Raw genomic sequence first — 18,189 nt, 5'->3', positions numbered from 1 at the left:
GTAAGCAGAGTTTTTGAAATGTAAGGCCTTTGAATAAGACAAAAGGCTGCCTCATCGCTAACTTTGCAACAGTGCCGCGCGACGAGCAGCAGCACCAGGAGCAGAAGCACGTCGAGAAAAAGCAACAGCAGATCGAGCAGCGCCCACGGCGGGCCGCTCGCATCGGATAAGTCGAAAAATCCGGCTAAAGTGGCCGAGCTGCACATCAGGCCGCGCGGTTTTCCTCCCTGATCGCCGGCGCGGTTTCTTCCTCCCTGAACCGCATGCAGACTTGCCGCCTCGGACACCCCGAGGCGGTTTTTTTTCGCCTCGCTCGAGCATCGCCGCATCCGACGATGCCGAGACGACCAGGCCGCGCACGTCGAGCTGCAGCATCGCCATTGCCGACGATGGCACCAGGTCGCCGGCGGTGGCCACCGACCTCGAGCTCGCATCGCCACATCCGACGATGCGCGCCGGCGTCGACCATCGCCAGGTCTGACGATGGCGGCCGCCCTGCCCTGGATCTCGCATCGCCATTTCTGGCGATGAGATCCACGGAGCGGCCATTTAGACCCGCCAATAACGACCCGGCCAAGATAAATCGCATGACGGCCTTTTTGGCCGGGGGTAGCATGACCGGACACTTTGCGTATGCCCAAAGGAGCCCGCAAGTATGCGCAGGACGAAGCCAGTAGCCGCGCCGATGGTGGCGCGGGTCTATCTGCGCGTCAGCACCGACGCGCAGGACTTGGAACGCCAAGAGGCGATCACTACGGCCGCGAAGGCCGCCGGCTACTACGTCGCCGGCATCTACCGTGAGAAGGCATCCGGCGCACGCGCCGACCGGCCTGAGCTGCTGCGCATGATCGGCGACCTACAGCCCGGCGAGGTGGTCATTGCCGAGAAGATCGACCGCATCAGCCGCCTACCTTTGCCCGAGGCCGAGCGCCTGGTGGCCTCGATACAGGCCAAAGGCGCAAGCCTGGCCGTCCCTGGCGTGGTCGATCTATCCGACCTGGCGGCCGAGGCCCAGGGCGTCGCCAAGATCGTGCTGGAAGCCGTGCAGATCATGCTTTTTCGCCTGGCCTTGCAGATGGCCCGCGACGACTACGAGGACAGGCGCGAACGCCAGCGCCAAGGCATTGAGTTGGCCCGCCAGGCCGGGCGGTACAAGGGCCGCCGTGCTGATCCGAAGCGCCGCGCCCAAGTTGTCGCGCTGCGCAAGTCCGGCTACAGCATCAACAAGACCGCCGAGCTGGCCGGGTACAGTGCGGCCCAGGTGAAACGGATATGGGCCGAGGTCAGCCAGGCCGAAGCGAAGCAGCACGGCGCGTTCGTGGAGGACGCATTGACGGAAGCCGATGCCCTGGCCGCTGTCGGCCAGGATGAGCGCCAGGAGGAAAGGGCATGAAGAAGCCGAACCAAGACGACGAGCCGTTTTTCATCACCGAGGAGATTGCGGCCGAAATGATCGCCGGCGGCTATGAGTTCGAGCTGCCGCCCATTCCTTGCACCATCCGCCTACGCGACGTGCTGGAGCGCATGACCGATGCTGAGCTAGCATTGCAGCCGGGCGAGATCGCCGACCAGGAGCGTGAACGCTGCCGGCGCAAGCCGTGTTCAACCTCATGATCTGGTCATGGTATTTTTCATGGCACTGAGCCTGATAGTTCTTGCAAATTGTTGTCACTAAAGGGTTTTGTGTGCTTGTTTACAATCGAGTGGGAGTGACGGGCACTGGCTGATACCAAGTGCCTTGGCCGCATGCCGAAAATTCAGATGCTCGGCGACGGCGATGAACTGAACAAGGGAAATGAGCGGTATCCTGCCAGACAGGATACCGACATTCACGAGGTTTCGATGGTTAGTGCGCCGCATCGGAGCGGGCCTGCTACCAGTCGTCGGTTAGACGACTGGCGACTTCTCGGTGGCAGCCCCACGGAGCCGAAGGAGCACCAGCCCCAACGAAACCAGTACCGCCATCGCCGTGGCGTAACAGATCACGGGCCACGCTGTGTCACCGTTTAAAAGTGCCACCGCCAATGTCCCGACAATGCTGACTATCAGGCTTTGAACGCAGAAGTAGAACGCGACCGCTGATCCCGCGATGTCGTCGAACTCTGCCAAAGCGCCGTTCGCGGTAACGGACACCGTGAAGACAATACCGACCGCGACAACCCACATCGGTAGGATGAAGGTGAGGAATGACGGCGAGCCGTAAAGTTCGCCGATCCCCAACAGGACCGCTCCGCAAACAAGCAACGCCATCCCACGCGCCACGCATCCTGCGATGCCCCATCTGGCGACAAAGGACTTCGCGAAACGGGTTGTCACGATCATTACAAGCGCGACAGTGGCGAAGGCAAAGCTGAATCCGATCTCGGAATATTCCGCTTGGCCTATGAGCACACGGGGAGCCGTCGAGAAGAAGACGAAGTAGGTGCCCATACCGGCGCTAAAGCCGACAGTGTAAACCCAAAAAGCCGGACTCGCGAAGATCGGCAAGACAGATCGGCGCGTCTTGACTTGATCCAGAGGGCGGGTTTCGTGCCACCTGAAACCCGCATTTAGGAGTGCGAGCATCGCCAGTATAGCCAAAGTAATGAATATCGCCTGCCATCCCAAGAACTCGCCGATCAATACTCCGGCGATAGGGCCGAGCGCAGGCACGAACGCCAGCATCGAACTGAAAAGGCCGTAGATGACGACACCCTCAGGACGGTTGGCATAAACGTCGCGAACCGTCGCGAACGTCGCCACCAGCATGGCCGACGCGCCCACTGCTTGAAGTAGACGGAAAGCGACAAAGGCCGGTGCAGTTGAAGACCAAGCTGCTCCCAGAGACGCAATGACGAAAGCCGTTGCGCCCGCAAGTAGAATTGGCCGTCGCCCGATTCTGTCTGAGAGCGGACCAAAAATCACCTGGCCCACGCCGAGCATCACCATATAGAGGCTCAACGTGAGTTGGATCATAGCGGGCGTCGTGTTCAGGATGCCGGGCATCGCTGGAACGACAGGGAGATAAATATCCATCGCCAGTGAAGCGAGGATGTCGAAAGGAGCCATCAGCAGCAGTGCTGCCGGCAGCGTATAGGCCCACGCGGGGCGTGTGGTGGTCATGACGAATCAACCCTCGATTAAGGAATACCGGGCGACGTCTGCTCGTCAGCAATCAGATGAGACTAGCCTTACAGAGCGCCGCAACAACAATACTGGTTGTTGCGGCTTACTTGTCTGCTGACTTGGAATTTCCCATCTGATTACTCCACGCTTACGAATATGAATTGCTACATTTTATCCGATTATCTTTTGCTTCGCAATGCGGCATGGGCGCACTCAGCGTTCCAGCCCCCTCTGCCGCCCTAACTGCCACGACACCGACCCGCCCTGCACGATGCCCATAACCTCGCGGCCGAGTTGGCGGTCGATGATCGGCCGCCACGGGACAAGGGTGAACTCATGGGATTTCTCGACCACGGCGAACTTGCCGCTCGATAGATGCACGGTTCCGGTAAACTTGCCGCTGACGCTCTCGCCGTCCGTGGCGGCGCGGAACGGCAGGCCCTTACTCAAAGCCATATCCGATCCGACGCCGGCTACCTCGCGCTCCCGCAGGATGGCGAGAAGGTTGCGCCGGTAGAAGACGCGGCTGTCCCGGCTGCGGGTGGCGTCGCCCTGTTCGATATGGTGCTCGCGGCGCTGGTCCATGGCTTCGCGGACTTGTTGCCCGAAGCCGGTTGGCGCAAGGTCGGCCGTCTCGCCGTGGATCAGCCGCCGGTCCAGCCAGGTCGCGCCGTCCGATCCGATCTGTTTGTTCAGATCGACCGGGGAAAGGACGCGAACGCTGGCCTGACTGTCTCGGCCGGCGTCATGGGCGGCGGCACGGCTGACCAGATCATCGGGGATGCGCCATTGGTCGGCGTCGATCCGCTCGACGATACCGGCCCGGCGTAGCGCCTCCAGCCGGCGCACATGGGCATCGACATAGCCCTCATAGTCGCCGCCTGGAACGCGGCACGTATAGGAAGAATAAACGCCCTTTTCACCCAAGTCCAACAGCTTTGGACCGCAGTTGACTCTTTCGACACCCCTGCGATGCAACCCAATCCGGCTGACGGGGAGCCAGCAACGCTGAAAATTTACCCTCCTCTTTCCCACTAGCGGCTCCTTTTCCGACAACCAGCACGGCGGATCCCTGCCGCGGCGCTGTGAACGCAGCATTTTGATTGGTATCGTTGGCCTTCAGGCTCGTCAGTCAAACAGACCCAGGAGCAGCTCAGCCGGTGGCGCCCGGCTTTCGGGTAACGCCCTGGTCCCGCTGGTTTCGGCTTTGTGCTTCAGGTGATCAAGGATCTGCTTGATCACTATAGGGTCTTCAATGCAGGCGATGACTTTCATGGCGCCGCCGCAGCCGCTGCAGGTCTCGATGTCGATATTGAAAACACGCTTGAGCCGTTGCGCCCATGTCATCGACGCTCGCCGTTGTGCTGGTGTTGCCGGTTCATCAGCCACCCTGACCTTGTTGCCCCTGCCCCGTTTTGCCGGCGTGACCAACGCCCGGTGCCGACTGTTGGGTGCGAACACCCCGTGGAAGCGGGTTAGGTTGACTCTGGGCTTCGGTACCAGGGCGGCCAGCCTTGCAATGAAATCCAATGGTTCGAAAATGACGTGCGTGGTGCCGTCCCGGTACGGCGTCTTGAGCTGGTAGCGCACGTTGCCGCCTCGTGTTAACGACAGCCGCTTCTCGGATACCGCCGGGCGGCTGATGTACCGGCACAGCCGTTCGAGCTTCTTGCGTTCATCGGCCCTGGCCGCCACGCCGGCGTGCAGGCTGGACCCGGCTACCTTGCCAATCCCGTCACCGAACGGATCACCACTGGTCGGCAGAGTTTGCAAAGTGAACACCTTTCGCCCCGCCTGTGAACCGACAGCGATACGGTAAGTGATCGAGTGCCCCAGCAGGGGTGTCATCGGGTCGTCATCCACCGCATCCGAGGCCAGATAGCTGTTTTCGACATCCCGTTCCAGCAGGCCTTGCCGTTCCAGATAGCGACCCACCCGGTGGGCGATGGTGTGCGTCAGCGGCACTGTTGCAAATAACCACGAATGGTAAGCTGAAGACTGTTTTAGCTAAAGGTGCAGCATATGAATCCTTTCCATGGTCGGCATTTTCAGGGCGAAATCATTCTTTGGGCTGTGCGCTGGTATTGTAAATATGGCATTAGCTATCGTGAACTGCAGGAAATGCTGGCCGAACGGGGTGTGAATGTTGATCACACGACTATTTACCGTTGGGTTCAACGTTATGCTCCTGAAATAGAAAAACGTTTACGCTGGTATTGGCGTAATCCTACAGATCTGAGCTCGTGGCATATTGATGAAACCTATGTAAAAGTGAATGGACGATGGTCTTATCTGTATCGTGCAGTCGATCAACGTGGCGATACCATTGATTTTTATCTTTCTTCTAGACGTAATACCAAATCAGCATATTGTTTTCTTGGAAAAATTTTAAATAATGTGAAGAAGTGGCAAATTCCACAAGTGATCAACACGGATAAAGCACCCACATATGGACGTGCTTTATCACGGTTAAAACGGGAAGGTAAATGTCCACCAGACCTTGAGCACAGGCAGATTAAGTATAAAAATAACGTGATTGAATGTGATCATGGCAAGCTAAAGCGGATCATCAGGGCCACATTAGGATTCAAATCTATGAAGACGGCTTATGCCACAATTAAAGGTATTGAAGTCATGCGTGCACTACGTAAAGGACAAGCATCGTCATTTTATTATGGTCAGCCTCAGGGTGAAGTGTGTCTAATCAACAGGGTTTTCGGTCTCTAAGTACTTTTTAAAGGGAACATCATCGACTCAAATCTCTATTTGCAACAGTGCCAAAAAAACCAACTTCAAGTTGGTTTTTCTTTTTTAATCATCAGTGGCGACCTTAACACCATATCCAATTAAACCTGCAAGGCTAGCATAGGCTATTTTGGCATAAATCGAACCCCACCAGACCGTAATTTTACTGGCACCAAATTCCCGAACCGTTTGCCCCATAAAATTAGTGGTTTCATAGAAATTTTTAGCAGAATAACCTAACGCAATATGATCAAGGACAGGGAATAAACTAAAAGCTAAACCTACTGCTGCTGCGGGGAAAGTAAACTCTCTTGATAGACCGAATTTTCCAGTAATAAATACAAGCGATACCACGATAATTAATCTAATGATAGTCCATAGCATCACTGTGAAAGGCAAGTTAAAGATGCCTGCTCCCTGCCACGCAAGACCGCAAACAACTAGGGGTCGTCTCAGAAAACGGAAAATAAAGCACGCTAAGCCGGTTGCAGAGGCCGTAGCGGCCTGAACTTCCCCGCGCCGATCTTGGCGCTGCTGCGCCATAGGTAATCACCGGTCAGGTTGATGTGCTCCCAGCCGAGTGGCGACAGGTACTGCAATAGCGAGTCATCGACGGCATGACCATTGCCGCGCAACGCATGCGCCGCACGCTCCAGGTAGACCGTGTTCCACAGCACGATGGCCGCCGTCACCAGGTTGAGGCCGCTGGCCCGGTAGCGCTGCTGCTCGAAACTGCGGTCACGGATTTCACCAAGGCGGTTGAAGAACACGGCACGGGCCAGCGCATTGCGCGCCTCGCCCTTGTTCAGCCCGGCATGCACGCGGCGGCGTAGCTCGACGCTTTGCAGCCAGTCGAGGATGAACAGCGTGCGCTCGATGCGGCCCAACTCGCGCAGCGCGACGGCCAAGCCGTTCTGGCGCGGGTAGCTGCCGAGTTTCCTGAGCATCAGCGAGGCCGTCACCGTGCCCTGCTTGATCGAGGTGGCCAGCCGCAGGATTTCGTCCCAATGGGCGCGGACGTGCTTGATGTTGAGCGTGCCGCCGATCATCGGCTTGAGCGCGTCATAGGCGGCATCGCCCTTCGGGATGTAGAGCTTGGTGTCGCCCAGGTCGCGGATGCGCGGCGCGAAGCGGAAGCCCAAGAGGTGCATCAGGGCGAAGACGTGATCGGTGAAGCCCGCCGTGTCGGTGTAGTGCTCCTCGATCCGCAGGTCGGATTCGTGGTACAGCAGGCCGTCGAGCACGTAGGTTGAGTCGCGCAGGCCGACATTGACCACCTTGGTGTGGAATGGCGCGTATTGGTCGGAGATGTGGGTGTAGAAAGTCCGTCCTGGGCTGCTGCCATATTTTGGGTTGATGTGCCCCGTGCTCTTTGCCTTGCTAGCGGTTCGGAAATTCTGTCCGTCCGATGATGATGTGGTGCCATCGCCCCAGTGCCCGGCAAAGGGATGCCGAAACTGAGCGTTGACCAGTTCAGCCAACGCTGTCGAGTACGTTTCGTCGCGGGTATGCCAGGCTTGCAGCCAAGCGAGCTTCGCGTAGGTCGTGCCGGGGCAGGACTCGGCCATCTTGGTCAGGCCCAGGTTGATCGCGTCGGCCAGGATCGTGGTCAACAACAGGTTCTTGTCCTTGGCCAGATCGCCCGATTTCAAGTGCGTGAAGTGCCGGGTGAAGCCCGTCCACTCATCGACTTCGAGCAGCAGTTCGGTGATCTTGACGTGCGGCAGGACCATGGCTGTCTGGTCTATCAGCGCCTGCGCGGTGTCGGGCACCGCCGCATCCAGCGGCGTGATCTTCAAGCCCGACTCGGTGATGATGGCATCCGGCAGGTCGTTGGCTGCCGCCATGCGGTTGACGGTGGCAAGTTGTGCTTCCAGCAGCGTCAGCCGCTCATGCAGATATTGTTCGCAGTCGGTGGCCACGGCCAGCGGCAATTCGCTGGACTGCTTGAGGCTGGTGAACTTCTCGGGCGGTACCAGGTAGTCCTCGAAGTCCTTGAACTGGCGTGAACCCTGCACCCAGATGTCGCCCGAGCGCAGGGAGTTCTTCAACTCGGACAGCGCGCACAGTTCGTAGTAGCGCCGGTCGATGCCGGCGTCGGTCATCACCAGTTTCTGCCAGCGCGGCTTGATGAAGCCGGTCGGTGCATCGGCTGGCAGCTTGCGGGCGTTGTCGGTGTTCATGCCGCGCAGCACCTCAATGGCATCAAGCACGTTTTTGGCGGCGGGCGCGGCCCGCAGCTTGAGCACGGCAAGGAATTCCGGTGCATAGCGGCGCAGGGTGGCGTAGCTCTCGCCGATGCGATGCAGGAAATCGAAGTCATCGGGTTGCGCGAGCTTCTGCGCCTCGGTGACGCTCTCGGCAAAGGAATCCCAGGACATGACGGCCTCGATGGCGGCAAACGCATCGCGGCCTGATTGCTTGGCGTCGATCAGCGCCTGACCGATGCGCCCGTACAGACGTACCTTGGCGTTGATGGCCTTGCCTGACGCCTGGAACTGCTGCTGATGCTTATTCTTGGCAGCGTTAAACAGCTTACCCAGGATGCGGTCGTGCAGGTCGATGATTTCGTCGGTGACGGTGGCCAGCGCCACGAGAGTGGCGTAGCGCCGTTGCGGCTCGAATTTGGCCAGGTCGGCGGGTGTCATCTGGCCGCCCTCGCGGGCAATCTTGAGCAGGCGGTTCTGGTGAACCAGCCGCTCGATGCCGGTAGGCAGATCGAGTGCCTGCCATGCCTTGAGGCGTTCGATGTGTTCCAGCATATGCCGCGAATTTGGCTTGGCCGGAGACTGGCGCAACCAAGCCAACCAGGTCGTCTTGCCGTTGTCCCGGCGCTTGAGCAGATCGTCGAGGCGGCGGCGATGCGCGTCCGCCAGTGGTTCGGCCAAGGCGTCGTAGATGCGCCGGTTAGCACGGGTGATCGCCTCGGCACTCGCCCGCTCGACGGCGTTGAGGGCGGGCAGAATGACCGACTGCCGCCGCAGGTGCCCGATCAAGGCGCTGGCCAGCACGATGCCTTTGTCGGTTTGCATCGCCAGCTCGGTCAGCATCTGGACGGCCTGCCGGTAATGGCTCATGGTGAAGGGCCGGAAACCGAACACGGTTTGCAGCTCGCTCAGGTGCTCGCGCCGGGTCTGCTCCCGCTGGCCGTACTCGTTCCAGCTTTCGACGCCGACCTTGAGCTGGTCGGCGACCAGCTTCAACAAGGGCGGGAACGGTAGTTCATCGACGCCCAGGATGACGCCGGGAAAGCGCAGGTAACAGAGCTGCACCGCGAAGCCCAGCCGATTGGCTGGCCCGCGCCGCTGTCGGATGATCGAGAGGTCGGTATCGTTGAATGTGTAATGTCGGATCAGGTCGTCCTTGGAGTCCGGCAACGCCAGCAGGCTTTCCCGCTCGGCGGCGGACAGGATGGAACGACGTGGCATATTTACTGATCCGTTCTCAAGTATTGATACAGGGTTTCGCGACTGATTCCGAATTCACGAGCAAGCTTGGTCTTTTGCTCGCCAGCCTCGACACGTTGGCGCAGTTCGGCAATACGCTCAGACGACAGGGATTTCTTCCTGCCACGGTAAGCCCCGCGTTGCTTGGCGAGCGCAATACCCTCGCGCTGACGCTCGCGGATCAGGGCGCGCTCGAACTCGGCGAACGCGCCCATCACCGAGAGCATCAGGTTCGCCATCGGAGAGTCTTCGCCAGTAAAACTGAGGTGTTCCTTGACGAATTCGATATGCACGCCGCGTTGTGTCAGCGTTTGCACGATCCGGCGCAAATCATCGAGATTGCGCGCCAGGCGATCCATGCTATGCACCACCACGGTGTCGCCGGTGCGGGCGAAGCTTATCAGCGCTTCCAGTTGCGGACGCTTGACATCCTTGCCGGATGCCTTGTCGCTAAAAGCGCGATCAACCTTGACGCCTTCCAGTTGCCGTTCCGGGTTCTGGTCGAAGGTGCTGACCCTGATATACCCAATGCGCTGTCCAGTCATGGAATTCCCTGCAAAATGTCAGGGAAGACTCTATGACCTTCAACGAGATATGTCAATAAATTCAAAATTCAATCCTATCCTGACGCAATTTACACATGGCATCTGACATCAGGTTAGGGTATAGCCTAGATTGACATGCGCGATGCAACCCTTAACTTGCTTGCACCTATCGTTTCCATGCTAGCTTTATCGTAACGCTCAAGAAATTGGGCTTAATGCCGAATACAATAAAATAAAACAGCCAACCCTTGAGGCTCTTATGCGCCAGAATTTACCAGTGACGGGTCGAAACTTAGAACTCCCAAAAGATACCAATATTCTTTCGACTACCTCCCCTCAAAGCCATATCACGTACGTTAATCCTGACTTCATTAAAATCAGTGGTTTCACTGAGGAAGAACTATTAGGCCAGCCTCACAACATCGTAAGACACCCAGATATGCCGCCTGCTGCATTTGAGCATATGTGGAGTACATTAAAATCTGGCCGCTCATGGATGGGGCTAGTAAAAAATCGCTGTAAAAATGGCGACCACTATTGGGTAAGTGCTTATGTAACGCCAATAGCTAAGAATGGTTCGATTGTTGAATACCAGTCTGTAAGGACCAAGCCTGAACCTGAGCAGGTTTTGGCTGCGGAAAAATTATATGCTCAATTGAGAAGCGGGAAGGCCGCGAGGCCGAAATTGGCTGCTAGCTTTTCCGTGAAAATACTCTTGCTCATATGGGGTAGTATTATATCAAGCGCAATGGCTGCCGGCATGCTTACTGATACATCAATAAGCAGCTTATTGTTAGCCACTTTAATGTCAGGAAGCTTAAGCTCTGTTAGTGTTTTGGCTATTCTCTCTCCTCTTGGAAGACTGGTTGAAAGAGCCAGGAATATTTCCAATAACCCATTAAGTCAATCCCTCTACACTGGGCGCACCGATGAGTTTGGCCAAATAGAGTTTGCTTTACGAATGATGCAAGCTGAAACAGGCGCCATAGTAGGTCGCATAGGTGATGCATCAAATCGGCTTAGCGAACACACCCGAGGCCTACTAAAGGATATTGAGTCAAGCAATGTACTTACAGTTGAGCAGCAGGCAGAGACAGATCAAATAGCAACGGCAGTAAACCAAATGGTGGCAAGCATTCAAGAGGTTGCGAGCAATGCACAGCATGCTGCAGATGCGGCCGGAAGAGCAGACACTGAGACGGCATCTGGCCAGCGTCTGGTAGCCCACACAAGCCAGTCAATCACTGCCCTTGAAGGTGAAATTAGGCAAGCCGCTCAGGTTATTCATGAGCTTGAAGGTCAAAGTAACGAGATATCAAAAGTTCTTGACGTTATACGAGGGATCGCCGAGCAAACGAACTTGTTGGCACTCAACGCAGCAATTGAGGCCGCGCGTGCTGGTGAGCAGGGGCGTGGTTTTGCTGTTGTCGCCGATGAGGTTCGCAGTCTTGCTGCTCGCACACAGCAATCGACAACGGATATTCAAAGCATGATCAGCGCTCTACAAGAGCGAGCGCAATCCGCTGTTACAGTCATGGAGCAAAGTAGTCGGCAAGCGGACACGAGTGTAGCTCACGCAGAGGAAGCAGCTACAGCTCTTGATGGAATTGGCCAACTCGTTAACGAAATTACCGACATGAACGCGCAAATAGCGACTGCGGTCGAGCAGCAGGGAGCAGTAAGTGAAGACATAAACCGCAGTATTATCAATATACGCGATGCTGCTGATACCAATGTACAGACCGGGCAGAATAATTTGCAAAGTGCGAAATCTGTCGCTCAGTTAGCTAGCGCTCTGAGCGAACTGGCAAAACAGTTTTGGGAAAAACGAGGATAACGCTTTTCAGTATCTCGACAGGGATAACTTACTTTACCATCGGTATCCCTTTTAGCCGCACAAATTTTAGCCATGGCTTTTCAGGAAGTCATGGCTATCAGAATGGCCTTAGAAAGCCTAGTCAAAGAGCTGTCACGAGAACACCGTTAGCTTAGCGTACGATTTTTTCCGAATTCTGCGGTTCCCCCATCCTCGCCAATCCAAGCCCGGACAATCAGCCCTTCGACTGTCGGCGGCGTTTCCCAATCATTTCTCATGGCTAATTTCCTGTGTTTTGGGTGCTGGGCCGAGCAGATGCGTTGCTTTCGGCCTGCCGATTTCAAACTTGTTTTTTGCGTATTCGCTGACTGCCCAGCCCAATGCGGCAAGCTCAGGAAGCGCCCTGCGAGCCGCTTGGCGTCGCGTCTTGAGCGTATTGGGGTTGGTTGCCTGCCCCGGCCAGACGTAGCCGCAAAGCGTGTCCAGTTCCACCCGCCCGGACTTGCCGGGGTCGATCCAGCCGCATAGGCGCTGGTGCATCAGCCGCGCCGGGTCGGTCTGTAGCGCCCGCACCTCGTCCATGTCGATGCGGACATGCTGCGCGCCACCCATGACGGCGCGAGCAATCAGGGGATTCAAGGCTACATACAGCTTTCCGTCCTGCTCGTCGCTGGCGTACTCGGACAGCAGGCGGAAGCCCTGCCGCTTCCTGCCGTTCTGGGCGATGATGGACACCTTCCAAAGCCGCTCGATGCACTCCCGAACCGGCTTAGTGTCGTCGGGGTTGGCGTAGCCAATTTCGCGGGCAAGTGCTCGATAGCTGCCCTTGACCACCATCGCATCCTGCTGGAAGGCTTCCCATTTCGGCTCAAGGAACAGCCGGAGTTGCTGCCCGGCCTCGGTCTGCGGCTCAGGTGACAGCACAAGGCCACCCGGCCCAGCCATTGCCACAAGTCCTTGCAGGATGCGCAAGTCATCAGCGCCCAGCGGCTCCGGGCCGCTGAACTCGATGCGCTTACCGTCGCCATAGTCATGCACCACGTCCAGCTTGCCGCGCTTGCGCTCGCCACGCTTGAGGCTGCGGAATAGGCCGGGGGCCAGACAATGCGCCGGGTCGTGCCGGGCGTGGGTCAGGTCATGCTTGCTCACGGCTGCCCCCCTTCTTGCCGTTCGGCACTTCCAGCAGTTCCACCGGAACCAGCACGCCGCCGTCTCGGCGCTCATACCACTGGTCAAGCGGGGTGGCGTCGTAGTTCTGTTTGCTCACGCCGAAGCGCACGAAGAAGCCGCGCCGGTCGTTGCCGATGGGCTGACGGTCATAGGCGCGGTCGCTCAGGCGCTTGGCCTCGTCCTCGGTCATCTTGGCGACGAAGCCGCACCAGCGGGCGTTGTCGATCAGTGCCGATGCGCCCCGCGCTGCCTGCTGCTGGTCGGTTTGCCCCTCGCGGGCGCTGCCCTTGCTGACGTGGTGCAGGTACAGGACAGACGCGCCAGTGCTGGCCGCGACGTGTTCCAGCGTGGCGACAAGCCGCGCCATGTCGCCGTTGCTGTTCTCGTCGAGGCTGTGAATCCGGCTCAGGGTGTCCAGCACGATCAGCCGCGCCCCGGCGCTGTACTCGATGACGCGGCGCAAGTGCTCCTCGTCCATGACGTTCAGGCGCTTGCCCATGATCGGCTCAAGGGTCAGGTTCTCGGCGATGGCTTCGCGGGCTGACTGGTTGAGGTGCTGGCCGATGGCGTGAACGCGCCGGATCAGGGCGGGTTCGGGATCTTCACCGGCCAGATAGACCACGCGCCCGGTGTGCTGCGGCTTGAGGTTCACCACGTCACCGCCTGCCACGCTGCAAGCGATGGACATAGCCGCTTCCAGCGCCCAGAAGCTCTTGCCGGTCGCGCCGGGGGCCACCAGTGCGCCCACGGTGCCAGCCAGAAAGCCGGGCCAGATGAAGTCCAGTTGTAGCGGTTCCTGCTGGAACGCCTCCATAATGTTGATAGCCATATCGGCCTCCTACTCAGGTTGATGATGGTTAGCCTGTCGGTCGGTTCATCACACCGACTGACAGGCGCTCTTATCTGCCGAAGCTGGGGCCATCATACCCCCGGCTCTTGCGTGAAAGCTCTCGATTTCGCGCTCTCTCAGCCTCGATCTCGGCCTGTCGCTTGCGCTCGATCTCTGCCACCTGCCGGGCGTTCATGTCGGCCAAGTCTTTGCCATGCTCGGGCTTCGGCGTCCATTGGCGCACCTCGCGCCCGGTGATTTCGGCCACCCGCTGCGCCTGTTTCTGGTGCCCGGCGTCGGCCTTGGCCTGCGCCTCGGGGTTCTTTTCGTTTTCCCCGGCCACGGTGACGCGCTCGGCCCGCTTCAGGATCGCTTGCACGTCGTCACGCTCCAAGAAGCTGCGCACGTTCGCGCCGCCTGACACGATGACGGTGGGCGGCTGCTGGCCGCTGCGCTTGGCGATGTCGTGCAGGGCTAGCGCATCCGGGCCACCTTCCACGATCCAGACCTTTGCCGGGTCGCCCGGCAGGATCGGCGGATAGATCTTGTCGCTGCCGCGTAAGTCGCGCTTCTGCACCGGATCAGCGGGGGCAATGGCGCGGCGTGTGGCGTTCTGCGCGGTGCCTGTACGGTCGTAGCCGACGAACAGCACGCCACCGTCTGCATAGCGCACCATGCCCGCCTTCTCGGCGTGCTCGATGGTGTCCGGGCTGATGCCCCGGCCCTTGAGGTAGTCGCGGCCATGCTCGCGGGCTGCCAGCCCTTGCGCCGGTAGCTGCGGCGGTTGGCGCTTCGGCTCGCTCGGGCGCGGTTGCTGCCGGACTGTCGGCGCACCTGAAAGCCGATAGACGGCCTCGGCGTAGCCGGTGCCAGGTTCGATCTCGCGCACAAGGTCGATATTGTCCCCGCCGTCGTTGCCGTAGCGGTCGCACCAGAGCCAGCGCCCGTCCTGCTGCCGGGTCACGCGGTACGCCTCATCACCGCCAGCCTTGACGGACAGGTGTCGCCCTTCGCGCTTCACGGTGTAGCCGCTCGCCTCAAGGTAGGCGGTCGGATCTAGTTCGCGGGCCGATTGACGATCTGTTCCAGCAACTCGCGCTCCTTGGGCGTGGCCTTGTTCCAAATCGCGTTGGCCCAATCCGCCGTCTGCTGCACGTCGCTTGGCGGCACTAGCCTGTTTAAAGCGACTTGCCCAGTCGCTACCAGCATCGCGCCCACGGCCCCGGCCAGAATCAGCCCCAGCGCCTGCCGCCAAAGGCGCGGGCGCGTCTCGTTCGCTGCCTCGGTCAGTTTGTTGGCGGCTTGCGTCATGTCCTTCTGTGCGCTCACCAGATTGCCCGGCAAGTCCGCCACCTGCTCCGCGGTCTGCTTCATGCTGCTGATGCTCGTTTCCAGCCCTGACAGGCTGTTGGACAGGTCGGAGATGGTCTTGTCCAGCTCCCCGGCCTTCTGCTCGAACGCCTTCGCCGCGCTCGCGCTCATCTGCTGCGTCAGCTCGTCCAGCGTCTTGCGCTGAATGGCCGTCACCTTGTCGTAGGCTTCCAGAACCTGCGTCACGTCCTGCTGGAGTCGGGCCAGCGGTTCCAAGGTCTGCGCCGTCTCGGTCGAGACTGCGACCGGTAGGCGCTTCAAGTCCTCGTGCATCAGGCTCAGGGACTGCTGCAACGTCCTGACGCTCTCCACGATCTGCAACTGTGGGCCTGAATCGTTCAAGGCCCGCACGGTCTCTAGCTTCGTCATAAGTCACCCCTGATTTCTGTAGTCCCGCCCATGTGTAGCCCTTGCCCAAGTCGCTGCCCTTGAACGGCACTCCGGCCACCTCGAAGGAAAAGCCGTTCATGCGCCCGGTGCTGGCGAGGTTTGCCCGGACGCCTACGCCTGCGGCATGTAGCCGGTCGGCCAGTTCTGGCGCGGTCGGCTTGTCCTTCACTGCCTCATCCAGCAGCCGTTGCAGACGCTGGCGCGGCGGTTCGTCGCCCGTTCTCACGGCCATGTTGATCTCCTTGTCGGTCAGCTTCCGGCGCTCGGCCCGCGCATCGCCCAGCCCCGGCGTCAGGGTCAGGCCGTGGGTATGCTCAAGCTCTTGGGTCGCCTCGATGGCGCTGCGGGCTTCCCACTGGCCCAGCCAAACTTTCCCGTCCAGCCCTACCCGGCTGGCCACGATGTGGATGTGATCCTTGTCCGTGTCCTGGTGGCGCACTGCCACCCACGGCGTATTGGTCTGGTCAAAGCCCATGCGCTGCATGAAGTCAGTCGTCACGGCTTCCCACTTCTCGGCGCTCAGGCGCTCACCGGGAGGCAGTGACAGCGAGCAATGCCAGACGGGCTTGCCGATGTCCGGGCGCAACTGGCGCACGGCTGAGAACTCCCGCAACAGTTCGCGGGGGTCATTCCCGGCCATGTTGCCGCCGACACGTTCCGCGTTTTTCGTGTGCGTGGCTTCCTTGCCAACGTCAAAAACGTAGTTCAGCGCACCGCGAAAACCGCCACCACGGCTAACCTTCGCTTTCATCTTCCACGTCCTCCGAGTCGTGCTTGACGCCTATCAAGTCGCCGCGCACCAGCACCAGCAATCGCAGGCAGTTGGCAAGCTCGGCGCTCAACTGCAAGCCCAGCGCCTTGCCGATGCGCTCCCCGTCGCCCCGCTGCCCTTCGTTCAGGTGCCGGGCGATCTGGTTCAGGTTGGCCGCTGTGCGGGCCAACTCTGCCCACTGTTCCCGGTTCGCTGCCGGGATGGTGGGCGGCAGGCGATGCAGAGCGGCGGCGCGTAGGTACTCGCCCCGCTGCATCTGCACCGCGTCACGCTGCGAATCCAGCCGCGCAAGCTCGGCATCGTTGAGGCGCACCGAAACGGTATGCCCGCGCTTGTCCGTGGCGTCGAGCGGCGCAGGCCCACGGCGGCGGCGCTTGGATTCGTCAGTGTTCATGGGCGAAGCCCTCCAGTAAGTGAAGCGAAGCGAAACGCGCAGCAACCCCCCGACCGAAGGGAGCGGGGGCGTAGGCCGAAGGCCGGAGGGTGAGAACCAAGCGAAGCGCAGGTTACACCTTGCTCCATGCCAAACCACCGCGCAAATACCATAATAGCACATCTCCATGCAAGCACCGAACAGCCACCCACCCGGCCCGCTCGCTGCGCTCTCGGCCCGACCGCCCAAGGGCGGTAATGGGCCAGCGGGGAGAGGGGGTGGGCAAGGCGCCGGGGCGAACTGATACAATGCAACTATGGTATCGCAAGAACGGCAGACTGTCGAGCGTTACTCAATCCGACAGTGCAAGCCTATTTGAGTGCGACGGTCGGATTGAAAAAGAGGCCGACAATAAACACTCGACAGCGTGCGACTGTCGAACTATAATATAATCACACAGTCAAACGGAGAAACCGCCATGCAGTTTAAGCGCCAAGGTCGCCGGGTTCAGGTGCTCGCCTACCGGGGGTATGACAAGGAAAAACGCCGCGCCATCGTCAAGATGATGGGGTCTATTGACGTATATTCTTACGAGCCGTCAGGCGGCCTAATTGAGAATCTGACAGACGAAGAAAAAACAGAACTACAGTCATACATCGAAACAGAACGACAGGCAGCAGAAAAGAGAAGCCGAGTGTATTCCGCTAAGTCTGCCGCCAGTCGTATTGTTGAGGTTGCCGACACGATCAAGGCCGGGGACTTTGAGCCGTCCGAGGCATGGGCGGCGGATACCTGGGCGGCAATCGAGGCGCTGACCAAGGCCATGCGCAAGGCGGGCTACCCGAAGCTCCGCAAAGCGCCCCAGAAAGCCGCAGACGCGCCGATGCCGGGTCAGGCGGGGTTGCCCTTTGGGGATGCGCCAGAAACGCCAGAAAGCGCCTCCTGAGGGGTTTAGGCCGGGAAACCGGCCCCCCCCCTCTCCCCGCTGGCCCTTTACCCCCGGAGGGGGTCGCCGAAGGCGGGGGGAGAGGTGTTCGCCTTGCGCATGGTCTTGGCCGGGCATTTGAGGCAATGCCAGACCGCGCCGAAGGGGCGCGGGCTGTGCTGCGCCTAGTGGAGATTCTTAGAGAATCTTGGATGGATTTTGCGAATCGCCAGCAAATCCGCGCCCCGTCTGGGTTTTCCAGATCGGGGCGGGTGGAGTTACCGTGGGGGTTGGGTGGAGTTACCGTGGGGGTTGGGTGGAGTTACCGTGGGGGTTGGGTGGAGTTACCGTGGGGGTCACACATACTCGCACCAGATCACGCTGCCCCAGTGCTCGCCGGTTTCCGGCTCAATGGCTACGTTATCGAAGCGCCCTCCTGAGTAGATCAGGCAACGCTTCCCAATCAGCCTAGCGGGGTCGGTGTAGCCATGCTAGCTTATCGTAACGCTAAAGAAATTGGGCTTAATGCCGAATACAATAAAATAAAACAGCCAACCCTTGAGGCTCTTATGCGCCAGAATTTACCAGTGACGGGTCGAAACTTAGAACTCCCAAAAGATACCAATATTCTTTCGACTACCTCCCCTCAAAGCCATATCACGTACGTTAATCCTGACTTCATTAAAATCAGTGGTTTCACTG

General features: G+C 59.1%; 17 protein-coding genes and 2 pseudogenes. 6 read left to right on the top strand and 13 right to left on the bottom strand.

The features are described from left to right. Positions 1–329, bottom strand: a 329-nt coding sequence (locus PG881_RS22215) for a hypothetical protein (RefSeq protein WP_170868628.1), incomplete at its 3' end; no start/stop codon positions are given. A gap of 326 nt (positions 330–655) precedes the next feature. Between PG881_RS22215 and PG881_RS22210 the strand changes: the two genes are divergently transcribed. Together PG881_RS22210 and PG881_RS22205 are read left to right on the top strand one after the other, a co-directional pair. Next, positions 656–1,393, top strand: coding sequence for a recombinase family protein (locus tag PG881_RS22210; protein WP_001446887.1), 738 nt, complete (start codon positions 656–658; stop codon positions 1,391–1,393). After that, entirely contained in the window at positions 1,390–1,614 is a 225-nt protein-coding gene (locus tag PG881_RS22205) for a hypothetical protein (RefSeq protein WP_000743213.1), read from the top strand. Before PG881_RS22210 ends, PG881_RS22205 begins: the two co-directional genes overlap by 4 nt. Positions 1,615–1,887: 273 nt before the next feature. Here the strand turns inward: PG881_RS22205 and floR are convergent, their stop codons facing one another. The 3 genes and pseudogenes from floR to PG881_RS22190 all read right to left on the bottom strand — a co-directional run. Continuing rightward, positions 1,888–3,102: a chloramphenicol/florfenicol efflux MFS transporter FloR gene (gene floR, locus PG881_RS22200; protein ID WP_000214122.1), complete on the bottom strand. Its 1,215-nt coding sequence runs from the start codon at positions 3,100–3,102 to the stop codon at positions 1,888–1,890. A gap of 216 nt (positions 3,103–3,318) precedes the next feature. Further along, on the bottom strand, positions 3,319–4,203 hold the full coding sequence (locus PG881_RS22195) for a DUF3363 domain-containing protein (RefSeq protein ID WP_001447541.1): 885 nt from the start codon (positions 4,201–4,203) through the stop codon (positions 3,319–3,321). A 30-nt stretch (positions 4,204–4,233) separates the two neighbouring features. Next, positions 4,234–5,064: pseudogene (locus PG881_RS22190) on the bottom strand (IS91-like element ISCR2 family transposase); the annotation flags it as partial. Positions 5,065–5,127: 63 nt separating this feature from the next. Here PG881_RS22190 and PG881_RS22185 point away from each other — a divergent pair. Continuing rightward, positions 5,128–5,832, top strand: coding sequence for an IS6-like element IS1006 family transposase (locus tag PG881_RS22185; RefSeq protein ID WP_001067784.1), 705 nt, complete (start codon positions 5,128–5,130; stop codon positions 5,830–5,832). A gap of 84 nt (positions 5,833–5,916) precedes the next feature. Here the strand turns inward: PG881_RS22185 and PG881_RS22180 are convergent, their stop codons facing one another. The 3 genes from PG881_RS22180 to PG881_RS22170 are packed head-to-tail and all read right to left on the bottom strand — an operon-like array spanning position 5,917 to position 9,841. Beyond that, on the bottom strand, positions 5,917–6,393 hold the full coding sequence (locus PG881_RS22180) for a hypothetical protein (protein ID WP_223171565.1): 477 nt from the start codon (positions 6,391–6,393) through the stop codon (positions 5,917–5,919). After that, entirely contained in the window at positions 6,327–9,278 is a 2,952-nt protein-coding gene (locus PG881_RS22175; protein WP_015344976.1) for a Tn3-like element TnAs3 family transposase, read from the bottom strand. Before PG881_RS22175 ends, PG881_RS22180 begins: the two co-directional genes overlap by 67 nt. Positions 9,279–9,280: 2 nt before the next feature. Beyond that, positions 9,281–9,841, bottom strand: coding sequence for a recombinase family protein (locus PG881_RS22170; RefSeq protein WP_000147567.1), 561 nt, complete (start codon positions 9,839–9,841; stop codon positions 9,281–9,283). Between the two features lie 259 nt (positions 9,842–10,100). On the opposite strand from PG881_RS22170, the gene PG881_RS22165 reads away from it, so the two are divergent. Beyond that, a complete protein-coding gene (locus PG881_RS22165) occupies positions 10,101–11,678 on the top strand; it encodes a methyl-accepting chemotaxis protein (RefSeq protein WP_270802918.1) in 1,578 nt (525 codons plus the stop codon). Between the two features lie 246 nt (positions 11,679–11,924). Here PG881_RS22165 and repC read toward each other — a convergent pair whose 3' ends face one another. The 6 genes and pseudogenes from repC to PG881_RS22135 all read right to left on the bottom strand — a co-directional run bounded on the left by repC (position 11,925) and on the right by PG881_RS22135 (position 16,583). Next, positions 11,925–12,806 (bottom strand): replication protein C, IncQ-type, encoded by an 882-nt coding sequence (repC, locus tag PG881_RS22160; RefSeq protein ID WP_012954629.1) that lies wholly within the window; start codon positions 12,804–12,806, stop codon positions 11,925–11,927. Next, entirely contained in the window at positions 12,793–13,656 is an 864-nt protein-coding gene (locus tag PG881_RS22155; RefSeq protein ID WP_215270795.1) for a helicase RepA family protein, read from the bottom strand. Before PG881_RS22155 ends, repC begins: the two co-directional genes overlap by 14 nt. 70 nt (positions 13,657–13,726) lie before the next feature. Next, positions 13,727–14,677 (bottom strand): hypothetical protein, encoded by a 951-nt coding sequence (locus PG881_RS22150; RefSeq protein WP_043849884.1) that lies wholly within the window; start codon positions 14,675–14,677, stop codon positions 13,727–13,729. Between the two features lie 35 nt (positions 14,678–14,712). After that, a complete protein-coding gene (locus PG881_RS22145) occupies positions 14,713–15,396 on the bottom strand; it encodes a hypothetical protein (protein WP_043849885.1) in 684 nt (227 codons plus the stop codon). A 379-nt stretch (positions 15,397–15,775) separates the two neighbouring features. Further along, positions 15,776–16,057, bottom strand: a pseudogene (locus tag PG881_RS24080) (relaxase/mobilization nuclease domain-containing protein); the annotation flags it as partial. 94 nt (positions 16,058–16,151) lie between these two features. Beyond that, the gene (locus PG881_RS22135) at positions 16,152–16,583 is read right to left on the bottom strand and encodes a plasmid mobilization protein (protein WP_012537712.1); all 432 of its coding nucleotides are present in this window, start codon (positions 16,581–16,583) and stop codon (positions 16,152–16,154) included. 457 nt (positions 16,584–17,040) lie between these two features. On the opposite strand from PG881_RS22135, the gene PG881_RS22130 reads away from it, so the two are divergent. Then, a complete protein-coding gene (locus tag PG881_RS22130; RefSeq protein WP_043849724.1) occupies positions 17,041–17,508 on the top strand; it encodes a hypothetical protein in 468 nt (155 codons plus the stop codon). Between the two features lie 467 nt (positions 17,509–17,975). Then, positions 17,976–18,189: hypothetical protein (locus PG881_RS22125; RefSeq protein WP_270802903.1), on the top strand; the 214-nt coding region annotated here is incomplete at its 3' end.

Origin of the sequence: Aeromonas sp. QDB54 (assembly GCF_027707385.1) — a bacterium.
In the GTDB taxonomy this organism is placed as follows: domain Bacteria; phylum Pseudomonadota; class Gammaproteobacteria; order Enterobacterales; family Aeromonadaceae; genus Aeromonas; species Aeromonas hydrophila.
Note: the sequence above shows the minus strand (reverse complement) of the source record. Positions and strands in the feature narration are given on the sequence as shown.

Coding starts and splice junctions, on each gene's coding strand:
- PG881_RS22210 (WP_001446887.1), top strand. CDS start 656: ATGCGCAGGACGAAGCCAGTAGCCGCGCCGATGGTGGCGCGGGTCTAT.
- PG881_RS22205 (WP_000743213.1), top strand. CDS start 1,390: ATGAAGAAGCCGAACCAAGACGACGAGCCGTTTTTCATCACCGAGGAG.
- floR (WP_000214122.1), bottom strand. CDS start 3,102: ATGACCACCACACGCCCCGCGTGGGCCTATACGCTGCCGGCAGCACTG.
- PG881_RS22195 (WP_001447541.1), bottom strand. CDS start 4,203: ATGCTGCGTTCACAGCGCCGCGGCAGGGATCCGCCGTGCTGGTTGTCG.
- PG881_RS22185 (WP_001067784.1), top strand. CDS start 5,128: ATGAATCCTTTCCATGGTCGGCATTTTCAGGGCGAAATCATTCTTTGG.
- PG881_RS22180 (WP_223171565.1), bottom strand. CDS start 6,393: ATGGCGCAGCAGCGCCAAGATCGGCGCGGGGAAGTTCAGGCCGCTACG.
- PG881_RS22175 (WP_015344976.1), bottom strand. CDS start 9,278: ATGCCACGTCGTTCCATCCTGTCCGCCGCCGAGCGGGAAAGCCTGCTG.
- PG881_RS22170 (WP_000147567.1), bottom strand. CDS start 9,841: ATGACTGGACAGCGCATTGGGTATATCAGGGTCAGCACCTTCGACCAG.
- PG881_RS22165 (WP_270802918.1), top strand. CDS start 10,101: ATGCGCCAGAATTTACCAGTGACGGGTCGAAACTTAGAACTCCCAAAA.
- PG881_RS22155 (WP_215270795.1), bottom strand. CDS start 13,656: ATGGCTATCAACATTATGGAGGCGTTCCAGCAGGAACCGCTACAACTG.
- PG881_RS22145 (WP_043849885.1), bottom strand. CDS start 15,396: ATGACGAAGCTAGAGACCGTGCGGGCCTTGAACGATTCAGGCCCACAG.
- PG881_RS22135 (WP_012537712.1), bottom strand. CDS start 16,583: ATGAACACTGACGAATCCAAGCGCCGCCGCCGTGGGCCTGCGCCGCTC.
- PG881_RS22130 (WP_043849724.1), top strand. CDS start 17,041: ATGCAGTTTAAGCGCCAAGGTCGCCGGGTTCAGGTGCTCGCCTACCGG.